At 45.4% G+C, this 17809-nt stretch carries 17 protein-coding genes; all 17 read right to left on the minus strand.

What is annotated here, in order from left to right; translation table 11 throughout:
- Positions 1-132 precede the first annotated feature (132 nt).
- Complete coding sequence (locus ACFFJH_RS11985) at positions 133-2832, minus strand: TonB-dependent receptor (protein ID WP_390212914.1); 2700 nt, start codon at positions 2830-2832, stop codon at positions 133-135.
- Between the two features lie 817 nt (positions 2833-3649).
- The gene (locus ACFFJH_RS11990) at positions 3650-4462 is read right to left on the minus strand and encodes a PPK2 family polyphosphate kinase (RefSeq protein ID WP_390212916.1); all 813 of its coding nucleotides are present in this window, start codon (positions 4460-4462) and stop codon (positions 3650-3652) included.
- 24 nt (positions 4463-4486) lie between these two features.
- Positions 4487-4912: a CoA-binding protein gene (locus ACFFJH_RS11995; protein ID WP_390212918.1), complete on the minus strand. Its 426-nt coding sequence runs from the start codon at positions 4910-4912 to the stop codon at positions 4487-4489.
- A gap of 112 nt (positions 4913-5024) precedes the next feature.
- Complete coding sequence (locus ACFFJH_RS12000) at positions 5025-5447, minus strand: F0F1 ATP synthase subunit epsilon (RefSeq protein WP_390212920.1); 423 nt, start codon at positions 5445-5447, stop codon at positions 5025-5027.
- Positions 5448-5568: 121 nt separating this feature from the next.
- Positions 5569-6972 carry a F0F1 ATP synthase subunit beta gene (atpD, locus tag ACFFJH_RS12005; protein ID WP_390212923.1) on the minus strand — a complete coding sequence of 468 codons (1404 nt, stop codon included), beginning with the start codon at positions 6970-6972 and terminating at the stop codon, positions 5569-5571.
- 30 nt (positions 6973-7002) lie between these two features.
- The gene (gene atpG / locus ACFFJH_RS12010) at positions 7003-7872 is read right to left on the minus strand and encodes a F0F1 ATP synthase subunit gamma (RefSeq protein WP_212675703.1); all 870 of its coding nucleotides are present in this window, start codon (positions 7870-7872) and stop codon (positions 7003-7005) included.
- A gap of 29 nt (positions 7873-7901) precedes the next feature.
- Positions 7902-9443, minus strand: a complete 1542-nt coding sequence (gene atpA / locus ACFFJH_RS12015) for a F0F1 ATP synthase subunit alpha (protein ID WP_390212925.1) — start codon at positions 9441-9443, stop codon at positions 7902-7904.
- 36 nt (positions 9444-9479) lie between these two features.
- Positions 9480-10013, minus strand: coding sequence for a F0F1 ATP synthase subunit delta (locus tag ACFFJH_RS12020; RefSeq protein WP_390212927.1), 534 nt, complete (start codon positions 10011-10013; stop codon positions 9480-9482).
- Between the two features lie 2 nt (positions 10014-10015).
- On the minus strand, positions 10016-10486 hold the full coding sequence (locus ACFFJH_RS12025) for a F0F1 ATP synthase subunit B (protein WP_212675706.1): 471 nt from the start codon (positions 10484-10486) through the stop codon (positions 10016-10018).
- A gap of 78 nt (positions 10487-10564) precedes the next feature.
- Positions 10565-10807: a F0F1 ATP synthase subunit C gene (gene atpE / locus ACFFJH_RS12030; protein WP_186917574.1), complete on the minus strand. Its 243-nt coding sequence runs from the start codon at positions 10805-10807 to the stop codon at positions 10565-10567.
- A gap of 130 nt (positions 10808-10937) precedes the next feature.
- Positions 10938-11762 carry a F0F1 ATP synthase subunit A gene (atpB, locus tag ACFFJH_RS12035; RefSeq protein WP_390212930.1) on the minus strand — a complete coding sequence of 275 codons (825 nt, stop codon included), beginning with the start codon at positions 11760-11762 and terminating at the stop codon, positions 10938-10940.
- Between the two features lie 2 nt (positions 11763-11764).
- Positions 11765-12103: an ATP synthase subunit I gene (locus ACFFJH_RS12040; RefSeq protein WP_390212932.1), complete on the minus strand. Its 339-nt coding sequence runs from the start codon at positions 12101-12103 to the stop codon at positions 11765-11767.
- A gap of 473 nt (positions 12104-12576) precedes the next feature.
- The gene (locus ACFFJH_RS12045; protein WP_390212934.1) at positions 12577-13470 is read right to left on the minus strand and encodes a ParB/RepB/Spo0J family partition protein; all 894 of its coding nucleotides are present in this window, start codon (positions 13468-13470) and stop codon (positions 12577-12579) included.
- A gap of 41 nt (positions 13471-13511) precedes the next feature.
- Positions 13512-14291 (minus strand): ParA family protein, encoded by a 780-nt coding sequence (locus tag ACFFJH_RS12050; RefSeq protein ID WP_390212936.1) that lies wholly within the window; start codon positions 14289-14291, stop codon positions 13512-13514.
- A 101-nt stretch (positions 14292-14392) separates the two neighbouring features.
- Complete coding sequence (gene rsmG, locus ACFFJH_RS12055) at positions 14393-15049, minus strand: 16S rRNA (guanine(527)-N(7))-methyltransferase RsmG (RefSeq protein WP_390212939.1); 657 nt, start codon at positions 15047-15049, stop codon at positions 14393-14395.
- Between the two features lie 3 nt (positions 15050-15052).
- A complete protein-coding gene (gene mnmG / locus ACFFJH_RS12060) occupies positions 15053-17011 on the minus strand; it encodes a tRNA uridine-5-carboxymethylaminomethyl(34) synthesis enzyme MnmG (RefSeq protein ID WP_390212941.1) in 1959 nt (652 codons plus the stop codon).
- Between the two features lie 179 nt (positions 17012-17190).
- The gene (locus tag ACFFJH_RS12065) at positions 17191-17805 is read right to left on the minus strand and encodes a hypothetical protein (RefSeq protein ID WP_390212944.1); all 615 of its coding nucleotides are present in this window, start codon (positions 17803-17805) and stop codon (positions 17191-17193) included.
- Between the last annotated feature and the right edge of the window lie 4 nt (positions 17806-17809).

The raw sequence follows: 17809 nt of genomic DNA on the forward strand, positions 1-17809 counted from the left end.
GGCCTTACTCGATGTCGAAAGCTAAAAATTAGCTTTCAAAATAAAAAAATGCCTATGTTACGTAATCATTAGATCACACAACATAGGCACAATCACCTCGAGAAAATACAAGAAAGAATTTACAACAATGGTTTAATAGTTAAAGCCAAAACGAATACCAAACATACGCGGTTCTACAGGTGAAGAATTCATCTGAGCACCAACGCCTGAACCGCGCCAATACACTGCTTTACTATCAGTCGCATTACGTACAAATAGCTCAGCGTGCCATTGGTCTTCTGGTGCATCTAAACGCACAGATGCATCGACTAGCGCATAGGCTTTTTGGTAGCGACCTATGTATTTGAATTCATCATTACGCACGTCGAAATACGCTTTATCACGCCAGTTGGTCTTGATGTAGGGCGTCACACTATACCCGCTAGGCAATTCAAACTTCTGCGAGAAATGCAGCATGAATGTTCGCTTAGGTGCATTAGGTAAGCTGTTATTGGTAACGTCGTATAAACGCTTACCGTTATCTGGGCCCAAACCTGTATAAGCAACTGGGCATGGTGTTTCGCCAAATTCGACACGAGCGTCACAGTTGTAGTCATCACTGTAGGAACCATAATCGTGAATCTTGGTATCCAACAAAGTAAAGGCACCACCAATTTTGCCGCCTGGCCATGGTTTGTAATCCCATTCAACTTCTAAACCACGGATCTTAGTATTACCCACATTGATGGTACGCCATGTTTCATAAACGTCACATTTTGGTTGGTCGGAGGTACATGGGATTGGTGTTTTATATTTACTGACGAAATAGGTTCCAGTCAATTGCTGATCTTTATAGTTCATCGCAAATGCGACCGCGGACAAACTAAATGTATTATCTAAGAATTTACCTTTGTAGCCAATTTCGAAGTTAGTCACCAACTCGGGTTTGTACGGCAGGAAGGTTTCTGTATTTGGTTTTCCATCCGCACATTGACGCTGCACCGGATCTGTCGCGCTACCACCACAAGCTAAAGTACGATCACCAAATCCACCAGCCTTATAGCCAGTCGCCAAAGCGGTGTAGGCCATTTGATTTTCGTTGATTTGCGTTTGCAGACCTAAGCGCCAAGTCATCTTGCGCCAAGAATCGCTATGATCATTTTTACTTGGTGTGCCGTAGCCTTTATAAGCCGCCGCGCTGCCGCCCGGACCATAGTTCAAGTCATTACCTTGTGGTAAATGATAACCGGGAGTACCTGGTTCACCTGGGTCGAAACCACCGTTATAGAATTCTTTTTGGCCCCACCAACCACCAAGATTTAAACCGTCTTTATCGGTCTTTTTATCCACGCTGTAACGCAAGCCAGCAGTCGCTGTCCAAGTTGGTGCAAACTTCCAATCAGCTTGAGCAAACACCGCTTTGGCATCTACCTGACGATTCGGTTGCGCGTAAAAAGCACCCGATGCTAAACCTACCGGGGCACGATACAAATCAACGACTTCATAGTTAATTTGGTTCTTCTCATGCATCCAGAACAAACCCGCCACATATTGCAAAGAATCGATGCGTTGCTTTAACTGTAGCTCATGTACGGTAGAGACATATTTGGAATCGACGGTTTGCTGATATTGATCTGCCAAAGGCCACGTACCCCAGTTATTACCACCCGCAATGCGTGGATGATCTTGGGTAATTTGGAATGGCAAGGCGGTTTGATTGCCTTTGTCATTGTCATACAATTGGCTACGACGTTGATCTGCCAGAGCGAAGTTATAGTCCAAGCTAGCGTCATTGCTGATATTCCAATTAGAACCTGCACGCAGCGTGCGGATTTTCATATCGGTCATACCAGGCACATTGATTTTCAGATCAAAACGTCCCCAACCTGCTGGACATGCGTAGCGAGTGCCTTTGGTCGATTCACAATCTTTGAATGAGGTACCACCGGCGCTGGAATCTTGAAATTCTTCATAAGTAGCATGCAGCTTCCAGTCTTTATTCACTTTATATAAAGCAGATAGACGAGCAGCCCATTCGTTTTGATTGGTGTAGTAATCGCTAGGATCTACTTTACGATTCCAACGTTGAATGTTGTCTGGTATGCCGTCAGGAATCCATCCTTTGGACGGTAAATTGGCTTCGCTGAAATCTTGCATCTGATTCGCGTAGCCATCGCGCGTGACTTTCATGATCGCCGCACGCAAGGCCAATTCATTATTCACTTTGATGTTTTGAATCGCGTGAACTTGGCGCTTGTTATAGTTGCCCAGTTCAATTTCTGCGCTACCGTAGTTACCACTAAAATCAGGTTTGGCAGAGATCACATTGATCGTACCGCCGGTAGAGTTACGACCAAACAGCGTACCTTGTGGACCGCGCAAAACTTCGACTTGCGCAACGTCAAACATCAATGCCTGCGCGCCTTGTGGACGTGGAGAGTACATGCCATCAACGTGGAAACCAACCGCTGGATCGCCGATCTCGGTCGTGTTGCTGGAAGTGATACCGCGTATCGTCACTTGAATCGCTGAATCGTTTGATTGGACGATAGTCACGTTAGGAATCTCGTTGGCTAAATCCTTAGCACTGGTAACACCCATGCGCGCCAAACTTTCTTGATTGAAAGCGGTAACAGCCAAAGGCGTTTTCAGCAAAGAAGTGGAGTAGCGAGTTGCGGTTACTTGAACCTCTTGAATTTTTTCTGGTTCGGAATTACTACTCTTCTTTGTGGTGCCCGGTTCTGTCGTTTTTGCTGGCTCTGCCTGCTGTGCTTGCGCGTGCATGGTCATCAATCCGCATGCGCCGGCAACAGCCACGCTCATGAGAGTGCGTTTGGTCTTCAGATGAAACATTTTGTCTCCTTGTTTTGATATTCTGCGATCTCTAGGATATTTGGATGCATCGTAGAGTCATGTCACTACAGGTGTTCGTTTTTCTTGATGCGATTTGTTTCTGCGATTACTAAACCAATTTCTTGCAGCCTCTGCCTTGGCTAAATCTGTGTAATGAATCCATCTTACATTCACTTATTTGCTACTCGGTGACAACTTACGCAGTACCTACTTCCTTTGTACCAAATTACGATTTAACTGGCGGTGCTTACAAAGGTCTTTATCCACAAAAAGTTATTTTTATTCGATATCTACTTAAGCGGCTCGCTCTTAGCGTTTATCGTCGGGTTCAGCAAACAAGGTCAATTAGCTGAATTCTTCACTTTTATGGAATCGTTTCCATTTGTGATTTGAAATATAGCATTCATCAAAAATTGGTGTCAACATTTTTATGGAAACGTTCCCATTTTGTGTTTTTTTGCGACATTTTTATCGCTTTGTGGCAATGAAAGTCGAATAATTTTGTAGAAAAGTTTCAGGCGAGGTGAGCTTACTTCAAACCGAATGATGTCAAGAAATCTGTGGATAACTTTGTGAGTAAGATTTGAATAATTTGCTGCTCAAATCAATTTCAGCATAATTCAAATTAATTACCATTTGTAAGCCTATGATTTTCAAACAAATTTACAAAAATTCATTAAACCTTTAAAATTTCCACAGGAAAATATTTGGTATAAATTTTGTGGATAATTAATTTGAAATACGATGAAGATTTGGTAAGTGCCTCACACAATTACAATTTACGGCGTCACTTCAAGCGAATAAGCCGGCGCGGATTTTATTCAAACTTTAGCTTATACAGTTCTGGATTTTCTGGCGGATACGCCAACCCCATTCCTGCTAGCTTTTCGGTCACGATTTGCGCAATCGCCAGATTTCTTTGGGTCTTAGAATTGGCCGGAATAATATGCCAAGGTGCATAGTCGGTATGGGTTGCTCTCAGGGTATTTTGATACGCTTGCTGATACTGGCTCCAAAACTTCCTCTCATTTAAATCTTGAGGATCGAATTTCCAATGCTTATTTGGATCGGCAATACGCTCTTCCAATCGCAACTTTTGTTCTTCTTTAGATATATGCAAAAAGAACTTCAAAATGGTGGTACCCGTGTCGCTCAATAGTCGTTCAAAGGCATTGATATGCGCGTAACGTCGCGCACATTCTGCGTCATCAATCCATGCGTGGACTTTGGTGATCAACACATCTTCATAATGACTACGATTAAAAATTACCACCTCGCCCGCAGCAGGCACTTGCTGATGAATTCTCCATAAAAAATCGTGCGCTAATTCCACCGCAGTTGGCGCTTTAAAACTCACACTGCGCACCCCAGCAGGATTGAGCTGACCGAACACTGCTTTCACCGTTCCATCTTTGCCCGAAGTATCCATGCCTTGCAAAATGATCAGTAATTTATGCTGACGTTGTGCATACAAGATATCTTGGCAGATGGCGATTTTTTCGCTCAAACCAGCGGTCTTTAATCTTATCGCCTCTTTCGTCCCGATCTCAGTAAAAGGTCGTTTGCTAGCATCTTTGTCGTGCAAGATGAAATCGGATGTAGCGAGAAATAGTAGTGCACTAGCGCTCATAGCCTTGATCTCTTATCTCTGGATTTAGGAAATTTGATGTAAACGTTTGTGCTCTATCTTAGTACATTTATCCATGACGACTTGTAATCCAGCTGCTTGCGCTTGTTCTGCAGCAGCTTCGTTGACTATATCAAGTTGCATCCACACCGCTCCTGCTTTAATAGCTATCGCTTCCTGCACGATCTCGGGAATATCTTCCGATTTACGAAAGCAATCAACGATGTCTATGCTAAGACCGCTGTGTTGTCGCGCCTCACTCAAGCTCGCATAGCAAATCTCGCTCAATATCGTATTACCTGTTTGCAGTGGATTCACCGCCAACACTTTATAACCATGCTCTTGTAAATATTGTGCGACTTTATAGCTGTCACGCTCGGGCTTATTCGAGATGCCAACGATAGCGATAGTTTTCGCAGTATTCAATAAGTGATCAATTAATATTTCAGACATATTTTCCTAGTAGCGGTATAAATTAAATCGAGTCCCAAAAAGAAAAAGGCAGCCGTAGCTGCCTCCTCTATCAAACCATTTAACTCTACCGCAAAATAAAATTTTTATAGAATTAACGCTTAGAACGTAATTTCTGAATCGCTGCCAATTGCGCGATCGCGGATGCCAACTCAGCTTGCGCTTGCGCGTAATCGATGCCAGCTTCGCGATTAACCAAAGCTTCTTCTGCCAATTTCTTAGCTTCAGCTGCTTTCGCTTCATCAAGATCATGTCCACGAATCGCTGTATCTGCCAAAACAGTCACTGTATTTGGTTGCACTTCTAAGATACCACCGGCAACGAATACAAATTCGTCTTCGGCTTGACCTGCAACCTTAATACGTACTGCGCCTGGCTTAATACGTGTGATCAATGGTGTGTGTTTTGGATAAATACCCAATTCACCTGATTCACCCGGCAACGCGACGAATTCAGCTTCGCCAGAAAAGATGCTCTCTTCTGCAGAAACCACGTCAACGTGAATAGTATGTGCCATGTGCTAACCTTTTCTTTCGTCTAAGTACGCTTACGCGCACCACGAAAAGTCTGCCTCTTGCGTCGATTGCTTCGAGTCGTCCTACTTAGGCATGACGACTCAAGCAAACGAGTTCGCAATATTAAGCAGCCATTTTCTTCGCTTTTTCGATCGCTTCGTCGATTGTACCTACCATGTAGAACGCTTGTTCTGGCAAGTGATCGAGTTCACCGGATGCAATCATCTTGAAGCCTTTGATTGTATCTTTCAGTGAAACGTATTTACCTGGGGAACCGGTAAACACCTCAGCAACGTGGAAAGGCTGAGACAAGAAACGTTGCATCTTACGTGCACGAGCAACGATCAACTTATCTTCAGGAGCCAATTCGTCCATACCCAAAATCGCGATAATGTCACGCAATTCTTTGTAGCGTTGCAAAGTACCTTGAACAGCGCGTGCTGTTTCATAGTGCTCTTGACCAACAACTTGTGGGTCCAACTGACGGGATGTGGAATCCAATGGATCAACCGCTGGGTAGATACCCAAGGATGCGATGTCACGAGACAAAACAACGGTGGAATCCAAGTGAGCAAACGTTGTCGCTGGGGATGGATCTGTCAAGTCATCCGCTGGAACGTAAACCGCTTGAATAGAAGTAATAGAACCCGTCTTAGTGGAAGTAATACGTTCTTGCAAACGACCCATTTCTTCAGCCAAAGTTGGTTGGTAACCTACCGCGGAAGGCATACGGCCCAACAACGCGGAAACTTCAGTACCAGCCAATGTGTAACGATAGATGTTATCGACGAAGAACAACACGTCTTTACCTTCGTCACGGAAACCTTCAGCGATCGTCAAACCAGTCAAAGCAACGCGCAAACGGTTACCTGGTGGTTCGTTCATCTGACCATAAACCATCGCTACTTTAGATTGCTCTGGATTGTCCAGATCAACCACTTTCGCGTCAGCCATTTCGTGGTAGAAGTCATTACCTTCACGAGTACGTTCACCAACACCAGCAAACACGGACAAACCGCTGTGTGCTTTCGCGATGTTGTTGATCAATTCCATCATGTTAACGGTCTTACCAACACCCGCACCACCGAACAAACCAACTTTACCACCCTTCGCAAATGGGCAAACCAAGTCAATAACTTTGATACCGGTTTCCAACAATTCTTGCGATGGAGAGAGTTCGTCGTATGCAGGCGCTTTACGGTGAATCGATGCTGTTTGCTCGTGGCTTACAGGACCGCATTCATCGATAGGGTTACCCAATACGTCCATAATACGGCCCAGCGTTGCTTTGCCGGTTGGAACCATGATTGGTGCACCAGTGTTTGTGATTGTCATGCCGCGACGCAGACCGTCAGAAGAACCCAAAGCAATCGTACGGACGATACCGTCACCCAATTGCTGTTGGACTTCCAATGTCAGATCGGAGCCTTCCATTTTCAAGGCATCGTAAACCTTAGGCATCGCGTCGCGTGGAAATTCAACGTCCACAACAGCGCCGATACACTGAACGATTTTGCCATTAGCCATGTTCGTTCCTTCAATAATATTAAAATTCGTTTAAACCGCTGCCGCGCCGGCGACGATTTCGGAGAGCTCTTTGGTAATTGCAGCTTGACGGGTTTTGTTATAAACCAGTTTCAACTCACCAATCACATTACCTGCGTTATCGCTAGCTGACTTCATCGCCACCATACGTGCCGATTGCTCAGACGCCATATTTTCTGCTACTGCTTGATAAATCAGTGCTTCAACATAACGTACCAACAATTCATCGATCACCGTCGCTGCGTCTGGTTCGTAAATGTAGTCCCAAGAATGGGAAGCTGCATTTGTTTCCAGCTTGTCCGCTGTCAGAGGCAATAATTGCTCTAACACTGGCTCTTGCTTCATGGTGTTAATGAATTTGGTGTAGCTCAAATAAACCGCGTCGAGCTTGCCTTCCTGATATGCATCCAGCAACAACTTTACTGGACCAATCAATTTATCGAGATGCGGCGTATCGCCAAGTTGGATCGCATGCGAAACAACTTTTGCACCTACACGATTCAGGAAGCCGAGACCCTTGTTACCAATCGCGACCGCTTCAATTTTCGAACCCTTACCTTCGAGTTCACGCATTTTGTTGGTGACCAAACGTAAAACGTTGGTATTCAAGCCACCGCACAAACCCTTATCAGTCGTCACAACGATCAAGCCAATTTTCTTAGCTTGATCTTGTTGAACCATGAAAGGATGCGTGTACTCTGGGTTGGCCTGTGACAAGTTAGCGGTGATATTACGAATCTTCTCACTGTATGGGCGAGCGGCACGCATTCTGTCCTGCGCCTTGCGCATTTTAGAAGCGGCAACCATTTCCATCGCCTTAGTGATCTTCTTCGTATTTTCTACGCTTTTGATCTTGCCACGTATCTCTTTACCTGCAGCCATGAGTATTGACTCCTTCTAGCTACGGTAAATTAAAATGCGCCGGATTTTTTGAAATCAGCAATTGCGGCAGCCATGGCAGCTTCGCCATCTTTGTCCAGTTGCTTACTTTCTTCGATCTTTGCCAACAACGCTGCTTGGTTAGTCTTCAAGTGGTTATGCATGCCAGATTCGAAAGCCAAAACTTTCTTCACTGGTACATCATCCAAGAAGCCTTTGTTCACAGCAAACAGACTAGACGCCATCAAAGAGATAGACAATGGTGCGTACTGAGCTTGTTTCAACAATTCAGTAACACGGGCACCACGATCCAACTGCTTACGTGTTGCTTCGTCCAAATCAGATGCGAACTGAGCAAACGCTGCCAATTCACGATATTGCGCCAAGTCAGTACGGATACCGCCGGACAAGTTTTTGATTACTTTAGTCTGCGCTGCACCACCCACGCGAGACACGGAAATACCCGCGTTAATCGCTGGACGAATACCAGAGTTAAACAAGGAAGTTTCCAAGAAGATCTGACCGTCAGTAATCGAAATTACGTTAGTCGGAACGAACGCAGAAACGTCACCAGCTTGAGTTTCAATGATAGGCAATGCTGTCAATGAACCTGTTTGACCTTTAACTTCACCTTTAGTGAATGCTTCAACGTAGTCAGGGTTAACACGTGCTGCACGTTCCAACAAACGGGAGTGCAAGTAGAACACGTCACCTGGATACGCTTCACGGCCTGGTGGACGACGCAACAACAAGGAAACTTGACGGTATGCAACCGCTTGTTTCGACAAGTCATCATAAACGATCAATGCGTCTTCGCCGCGATCACGGAAGTACTCACCCATCGCGCAACCGGAGTATGCGGATACGTATTGCATCGCTGCAGATTCAGATGCAGTCGCTGCCACAACGATAGTGTATTCCATCGCGCCGTGTGCTTCCAAAGAACGCACAACGTTTTTAACGGAAGAAGCTTTTTGACCAATCGCTACATAAATACATGTAACGCCTTGACCTTTTTGATTGATGATCGCATCGATCGCAACAGCTGTTTTACCAGTTTGACGATCGCCAATGATCAATTCACGTTGACCACGACCAACTGGAACCATGGAGTCGATAGACTTCAAACCAGTTTGCAATGGTTGAGAAACGGATTGACGAGCGATAACGCCAGGAGCGATTTTTTCGATTGGCGCAGTCAATTTTGCATTGATAGGACCTTTGCCGTCGATTGGTTGACCCAATGCGTTAACAACACGGCCGCGCAATTCTGGGCCGATAGGTACTTCCAAAATACGACCTGTACATTTAACTGTATCGCCTTCGGAAATGTGTTCGTAGTCACCGAGAATAACGGCACCAACGGAATCACGTTCCAAGTTCAAAGCCAGACCAAATGTATTGCCTGGGAATTCCAGCATCTCGCCTTGCATCGCGTCGGACAAACCGTGGATGCGGCAGATGCCGTCGGTAACGGAAATAACCGTACCTTGATTACGAATCTCAGCACTGTCACCAAGGCCTTGAATACGGCTCTTGATCAACTCGCTGATTTCTGATGGGTTGAGTTGCATACAAACTCCTAAAATTGTTTCAGTACTTGAACAGCATTAAGCTGTCAAAGCGTTGTGCATCTGTTGCAGCTTGGCACGAACCGAAGTATCCAGCACTTGATCACCAACCACGATACGCACACCACCGATCAGTGAAGAATCCACTGTCACGGTTGGGTGCAATTTGCGACCAAATTTCTTTTCCAGTGTTGCCGCTAATTCTTTAACTTGTGCGTCAGACATTTCAAACGCGCTGACAATTTCAGCATCTGCAGAGCCAGTATCGGCATTTTGCAGTGCGTGGAATTGTGCCGCGATTTCTGGCAACAAAGTTAAACGGTCATATTCAGTCAAAGTATTGATGAAGTTCTTTGCTTCAGCAGTTACAGTTGACTTCAACACGGACAAGAAAGCCTCAGCAGTTTGACCTGCGGAGACTTTGGGGTTGTGTGCAAGAGCCACTACATCGGGATGTGCCGCAGCTTGCGCCATCTCAGCAACTAGTTCCGACCAAGCGGACAAGTTGCCAGACTTTGCAACGCGATACAACGCTTCTGCGTATGGACGAGCGATCGTTGCGAGTTCAGCCATGATTACAGCTCAGTCTTTAATTGGTTGAGCAAATCTGCGTGAGCAGCTGCATTCACCTCACGCTTCAAAATTTGCTCTGCACCTTTAACTGCCAGAGCAGCTACTTGGTCGCGCAACTCTTCGCGTGCTTTTGTGACTTGATTTGCGGCTTCTGCTTGAGCTGCAGCGATGATGCGTGCGGCTTCTGCGTTAGCAGCATTCTTAGCTTCTTCAACGATCAATTGACCACGCTTTTCAGCGTTTGCAACTTGTTTCAAGCCTTCTTCGCGGGCACCTGCTAATTCGAGCTGAACTTTTTTCTCAGCTTCTTTCATAGCAGCTTGACCTTGATCCGCAGCGGACAAACCGTCAGCGATTTTTTTTCTGCGATCATCGATGGCGCCGATCAACGGTGGCCATACGAATTTCATGGTGAACCAAGCGAGTACGAAAAATACGATCGCTTGGTACCACATTGTTTGATTAAGATTCATGTCGTTTCCTTGTCTGAATTATCGTTCCGCGGGTGTTGACCAGATTGACCAACACCACGGTAGAAAAAGGAAATTCAATTAACCTTTGAATGGGTTAGCTGTTGCGAAGAACATAGCGATACCAACACCGATAATGAACGCAGCGTCGATCAAACCAGCCAACAACAACATTTTGCCTTGCAATTTGTCCATCAATTCTGGTTGACGAGCAGACGCTTCCAAATATTTACCACCCATCATAGCGATACCGATACATGCACCCAAAGCGCCCAAACCGATGATCAAACCACAAGCCAAAGCTACAAATGCGACGTTAGTCATGAGAAAACTCCTAAAAGTTAAAAAATTAAAATACCAAAACCAAAAAACCAAAAAACTAAAACCAATACTAAAAACTTTTTACTTCACTTGAATGGTCGCAGTTCGTAAGTACTTGCTACGACCATTCGAATTAGTGTGCGTCGTGTGATTGACCCATGTATACCAAGGTCAACATCATGAAAATAAACGCTTGCAAGAACACGATCAAAATGTGGAAGATCGCCCAAACAGAACCAGCAATCACCTGACCGATACCGCCGAAATGGCTGTATGCACCAAGCAAAGCGATCAACAAGAACAACAACTCACCTGCGAACATGTTACCGAACAGTCGCATACCGAGAGAGAAAGTCTTGGCAGCGAACTCAACCACGTTCAACATAATATTGAACGGTAACATCGCTGGACCAAATGGCGCTGTACACAGTTCTTTGATGAAGCCGCCTACGCCTTTGATTTTGAAAGAATAGTACATCATCAAAGCGAAAACGCCGATAGCAATACCGAGTGTGCCATTCAAATCAGCGGTTGGAACTACGCGGTGGTGAATTTCTGGATTAATGCCGAGCAATGGAAACAACCACACTGAGAACAAATCAACTGGCAAGAAGTCCATAGAGTTCATCAAAGAAACCCATACGAATACCGTCAATGCCATTGGTGCGATGAAAGACACATTACCATGCACGATGCTCTTGGCTTGGTCATTAACCATTTCGACAACCATTTCAACCGCACATTGGAAACGGCCTGGCACACCAGAAGTCGCCTTACGAGAAGCTAAGTACATCAAGATGATGGCTAGGAGGCCGCAGAACACGGACCAAATGATCGTATCGTAGTTGATATAGGACATATCAACCAGTGCTGTTTGTTGGTCATGTGAATTAGCCAAATGACCCAGGTGATGGGAAATATATTCCGATGGGGTTGGGGCGTGCTCTGTTGCGCTCATAATCAATGCCTAAAGAGTAAAATTAAATAACTTTTCATTACCACGATGAATGCGGCGAGAAACGCCATCCAATTCAAATCGGGGTAAAACATAACGACAGCTCCCATTAGAGCCAGAGTCAGTGCAATTTTTATAAACTCGCCAATGAAAAAGTTCATCGGGTTGGCACCGCCGGGTTTTCGCACGCTACTGAGTAAGCGCAAAGCAAAAAACGCGTTTGGGAGCGCGCAACATAGACCGCCGAGTAGAGCGGATATTCCGGAAGAGAAGCCAGACACTAACAACGCCACCAGCGCCGCGATAAAAGCTGCTGCAAATTGCAACAGGATGATGCGCGCCATGCTACTCCCCAGGTTTTACTACAAGTATTCGTTTTCCACCAATTGGCAGGACACATTTTTCTTCTTTTTATGTGCGCAAAATGAGCTAATTTGGTGCTAAGTGTGTTCTATTTTAGTGCTAGTTAAACGCTGTTTCTGTACTGTTTCAGTGCATTTTCCAGCAGATTTTGCAAAGCCACGGAATTATACGTGCATGTATAGGCAAGGTCAAACGTTTGATGCAACGCAACAAATTTCGTTTTAGAATTCATTTGCCCAATTGTCTTCGATCAATTAGTAAGATTGCCGAGGATTATCGGCAATCTTACTTTTTAGATACTTATATGGGACTTAAAGCAAACCCTCAACGTCGAGGCGCTGAGATGCAGAGAGGAAAAAGAAGCGGAGAAAAACTAGGTTTTTAAACTCCCTTAGATTTTCTCCGGCTTTTCTCCTCAACTCTGTGTCTCTGCGTTGAGAGCTTTTAAAGCGACTTATTGACCACGAATTTTGAGTATCACGCCATCCAAAGAGTCAAGATCAGCAAAATCGATAATCATCTGACCGCGGCCTTTGCTGCCCATCTTTAAAGTAACTTGAGTCGCTAGCAAGTCAGACAGCTCTTCTTCCAAACGAGTGATGTCACGTGATTTTTCGGTTTTGTCTTTTTGTTTGGCAGGAGTGCTAAGTTCTAACGTCGTCTTTGTCACGAGTTTTTCTGTATCACGTACCGACATACGTTTAGCCACTACTTGATTAGCCAATTGTATTTGTGTTGCGGCATCCACCGCCAATAAGGCACGGGCATGCCCCATGTCGATGTCGCCCGCCATCAGCATAGTTTGTACCGGACGCGCTAGATTTAACAGGCGTAACAGATTGGATACCGCACTACGTGAACGTCCTACCGCAGTCGCCGCTTGCTCGTGCGTAAAAGTAAAATCGGAAATCAGACGATGTATGCCCTGCGCCTCTTCCAACGGATTAAGATCTTCACGTTGGATGTTTTCAATCAAGGCCATCGCCGCGGCGGCCTGATCGTCTACATCTTTCACTAAGACCGCAACCTCAGTCAAACCTGCCATTTGCGATGCACGGAAACGACGCTCACCAGCGATAATTTCGTATTTAGTGACACCATTTGCCTGTCCAATCGGACGCACCAAAATAGGCTGCATCAAACCTTGAGCCTTGATTGAAGCTGCCAATTCGGCCAATGCACCTTCATCCATGCGAGTACGCGGTTGATATTTACCCGCCTGCATTTGCCCTACCGGCAAGCTACTCGGCGCACCGACAACATTCGGCACCGCGTCCGCAAAGTCATCAGCACCGCCGAGCAAAGCGTCTAGGCCACGCCCTAAGCCTTTTTGTTTTTTCGTTACCATTTTCCCTGCCACACTCACACTTATAAAAAATTCTTTTAATTTTATTTCTTGTCTAAGGTCTTAATTCTTTCGACCATCTCCGCACCGAAAGCAACATAAGCTTGCGCTCCTTTGGATGAAGGATCGAACACCACACCAGGGATGCCGTACGAAGGCGCTTCGGCTAAACGCACATTCCGTGGGATGACAGTCTTAAAAACCTTGTCACCAAAATGCTGCTCTAACTGATCCGAGACTTGTTGCGACAAGGTCATGCGAGGATCAAACATCACCCGTAGCAAGCCCACGATCTTCAAATCAGGATTCAAATTGGCAGACACCTTCTTAATCGTATTGGCCAAATCAGACAAGCCTTCCAACGCATAGTATTCACATTGCATAGGAATAATCACGCCATTCGCCGCGCATAATCCGTTCAAAGTCAACATGGAAAGCGCAGGCGGACAGTCAACCAAAATGAAGTCATAGTCAGCGCCTACTTCGTCTAAGGCTAAGCGTAGGCGCTTGTCTCGGTTTTCCAACTCCACCATTTCGACCTCAGCACCAGCGAGTTCACGGTTGGCAGGAAGAATATCAAATTTACCAGATTCTGATCTAACTACGGCAGATTTCACATCCGCCATCCCTAACAAAACTTGATAAACAGACAACTCAAGCTTGGCTTTATTCACACCCGCACCCATCGTGGCGTTGCCCTGCGGATCGAGGTCCACTAACAAAACACGTTGATCGAGTTTTGCCAAACCTGCCGCCAAATTCACTGTTGTAGTAGTTTTTCCTACACCACCTTTTTGATTGGCAACGCAAAAAATTTTAGCCATAGACACTTTTTAGAATAATTGCGGTTAAAAGAAAATCCCAGTACTGCTGTTTCACGTGTAACTTAATTTGCTGACTTCTTTGACTGACTCATTTAACTGAGCTAAGTGACGGAATCTAGCTTCTTCACATGCACCAGATGTCTTTCGACATTCAGACCCGGCACTTGCAAAGGCTCGATACGTTCGACTTTCCACCCTTCAGGTAGCCGTTCAATTTCTTGGATTGGTGACACGCCCTTCATCGCTAAGAAACGACCGTCCTCCGTCAGTAAATGCTGTGACCAATTAATGAAATTATTCAGTTCAGAAAAAGCACGCGAGGTAATCACGTCAAATTGATGTTCAACTTTCAGTAGCTCAACACGCCCGGTATGTACGGTAACATTCTTGAGTTTGAGCTCGGCTTTGACTTGAGTTAGAAAAGCGGTCTTCTTATTCACAATATCGATCATGGTGACCGAAGCCGTTGGAAAAACTATCGCCAATACGATACCCGGCAAACCACCTCCAGAACCCACATCCAAAATATTTTTCGCCTGGGTAAAAGCATGCACCGCGGACAAAGAATCCAGCAGATGTTGTTTAACCATATCATGCGGATCACGAATAGAAGTCAAGTTGTAGACTGAGTTCCATTTGACCAATAAAGCGAGGTAAGCCAGCATCTTTTCTACTTGCTCATCATTGAGTGGCAGACCTAGTGAGACAATACCTTCTCTCAGCTCATTTCCCAGAGCTTCTTTATCAAAACGACTCATAAACTATTCACCTACCACTTTGTCATTTAATGCTTCATCATTGGCAGGTGCCACATTGGCAAAACCTTTAAAGCCCCGTTTTTTTAAATGCACCAACAACAAAGACAAGGCTGCTGGCGTCACGCCTGAAATGCGGCCGCACTGCCCTAATGTTTCTGGCTTTTGTGCATTCAATTTTTGTTTGACCTCGATAGATAAACCGTTCACTTCAAGATAATCAAAATCCGTTGGCATTTTCAGATTCTCATAATGTGCCTGACGTTCAACTTCTTTGGCCTGACGTCCGATATAACCTGAATACTTGATTTGAATTTCGATCTGTTCTTTGACAGCAGGATCGGTAACGACCTCACCACCCAAAGATTGCCCTTCTTTACCTTTGAGTGTCATCAATTGATCGTAGGTCACCTGAGGGCGGCGTAACAAATCAGCCAGAGAATATTCACGTTCCAAAGCTTTACCCACGACGCGTTCTGCTTCGGCATCTTCAACGATACGAGGATTGACCCAAGTAGATTTCAATCTTTCCATTTCACGTGAAACGGCTTCACGTTTTTCTTCAAACATTTGCCATTGTTTATCGCTGACACAACCGAGCTTGCGACCGATTTCTGTCAGACGCATATCAGCGTTATCTTCACGCAAACTCAAACGGAATTCAGCGCGACTGGTGAACATACGGTATGGCTCTTGTACGCCTTTGGTCACCAGATCATCAACTAGCACGCCGAGATAAGCCTCATCACGGCGTGGCACCCACGCGTCTTTACCCTGTGTTTGTAAGGCGGCATTCAAGCCTGCCAGCATGCCTTGAGCGGCAGCTTCTTCGTAGCCAGTGGTGCCGTTGATCTGCCCCGCAAAGAATAGACCTTGAATCGCTCGTGTTTCCAGCGAAGTTTTCAGACCACGCGGATCAAAGTAATCGTATTCAATCGCATAGCCGGGACGCAAGATATAAGCGTTTTCCATACCACGCATAGAGCGTACTAGCTCAAGTTGCACATCAAATGGCAAACTAGTGGAAATCCCATTTGGATAAAACTCATTGGTGGTCAAACCCTCTGGCTCAAGGAAAATCTGGTGTGAATCCTTTCCTGAAAAGCGATGGATCTTATCCTCTATCGATGGGCAATAACGTGGACCTACACCTTCAATCACGCCCGTGTACATAGGACTACGATCTAATCCGGCACGAATAATGTCATGGGTTTTCGCATTAGTATGGGTAATCCAACATGGCATTTGACGCGGGTGCATGGCAACATTACCCATCACTGAGAATACAGGAATGGGGTCAAGATCACCCGGCTGCTCTTCCATTTGGGAAAAATCTATGCTTCGACCATCAATCCTTGGTGGCGTACCGGTCTTCAGACGCCCTTGCGGCAGCGCTAATTCTTTCAGTCTACTAGACAAGGAAATGGCGGGCGGATCGCCGGCACGGCCTGCTGAATAGCTATTTAGACCAACGTGAATCTTCCCATCGAGGAAAGTACCTGCAGTCAAGACCACTGCACGCGCTTTAAATTTCAAACCAACTTGCGTCACCGCACCAACGACCTTGTCGCCTTCCACCATCAAATCATCAACAGCTTGCTGAAAAATCCAAAGATTTTCCTGATTTTCAAGACGGCTACGGATCGCTTGCTTGTACAAAATCCGGTCTGCCTGCGCACGAGTTGCTCGGACTGCTGGGCCTTTGGAGGAATTCAAAATACGAAACTGTATACCCGCTTCATCAGTCGCGATTGCCATTGCACCGCCCATAGCATCGACTTCTTTGACCAGGTGACCTTTGCCAATTCCACCTATTGAAGGATTGCAGGACATCTGCCCTAAGGTCTCTATATTGTGGGTCAGCAACAGCGTTTTTTGCCCCATGCGTGCAGAAGCTAAAGCGGCTTCTGTACCAGCATGACCGCCGCCGACGACGATGACATCGAATTCATTTGGATAAAACATGTGGATAGCTCAAGGAGGAATTGCTTGGTGACGATACAGTAAAACTTATACGAGGCACGATTATAGTTGCTTTTTACCCCGAAAATGATTTATTCAAAAGCAAAATTCGATCAAATCATTTACTTTACTGACAAAACCCTCAGAAACGGAACAACATGTTTCACGTGAAACAACCGCAATTAGACGAACAAAGACAACAAAGCCAATAAAACACCGCCAGCTATCAAGCCTATATAAGCGCGCATTTTCCATTTGTTTTCAGGAACGACGACCACCTTCTTCTTAGAACGCTCTCGCCTTTTCGGCTTCTCAGGCTCTGGAAATACTTGCACTAGTTTTTTATTTGTACGCTTGGCCTTCTTACCTTTAATCTCGTCATCCAAACCCAAAGAAAGTTCAAATGTCTCATGAACAGAAAAATCATGGCTCTTCAGATTTACTGACTTCATTTTATTAGCGTGCGTATCTACCACTAAGCCGGAACCCTGTTGAATTGGTCGCAAGGACCCAGAAAAGAAATCATCCGAGTTGAAGTCCTCAATACTGGAACGTAGCAAATCTGCACTACGCTCATCAAGTTCAGTATGATCTGGCACCCGCTCGATTAATGCTTTTTCTTGCAAAGAATTAATGGCTCGCTCAAACTCAGGCAACTCTGATTGTTCAAATAACTTACTCAAATCAGGATATGCCAACTCTCCATCTACGGTCAACAAAAGCGTCTGCTCGAATTTACTCAAGGTATGGCCGCGCTCACGAACCTCCGCCTCACCTGACTTTGTACGTCTAAACAAGATA

It is taken from the genome of Affinundibacterium danionis (assembly GCF_042432465.1).
Lineage (GTDB): Bacteria > Pseudomonadota > Gammaproteobacteria > Burkholderiales > Burkholderiaceae_D > Undibacterium > Undibacterium danionis.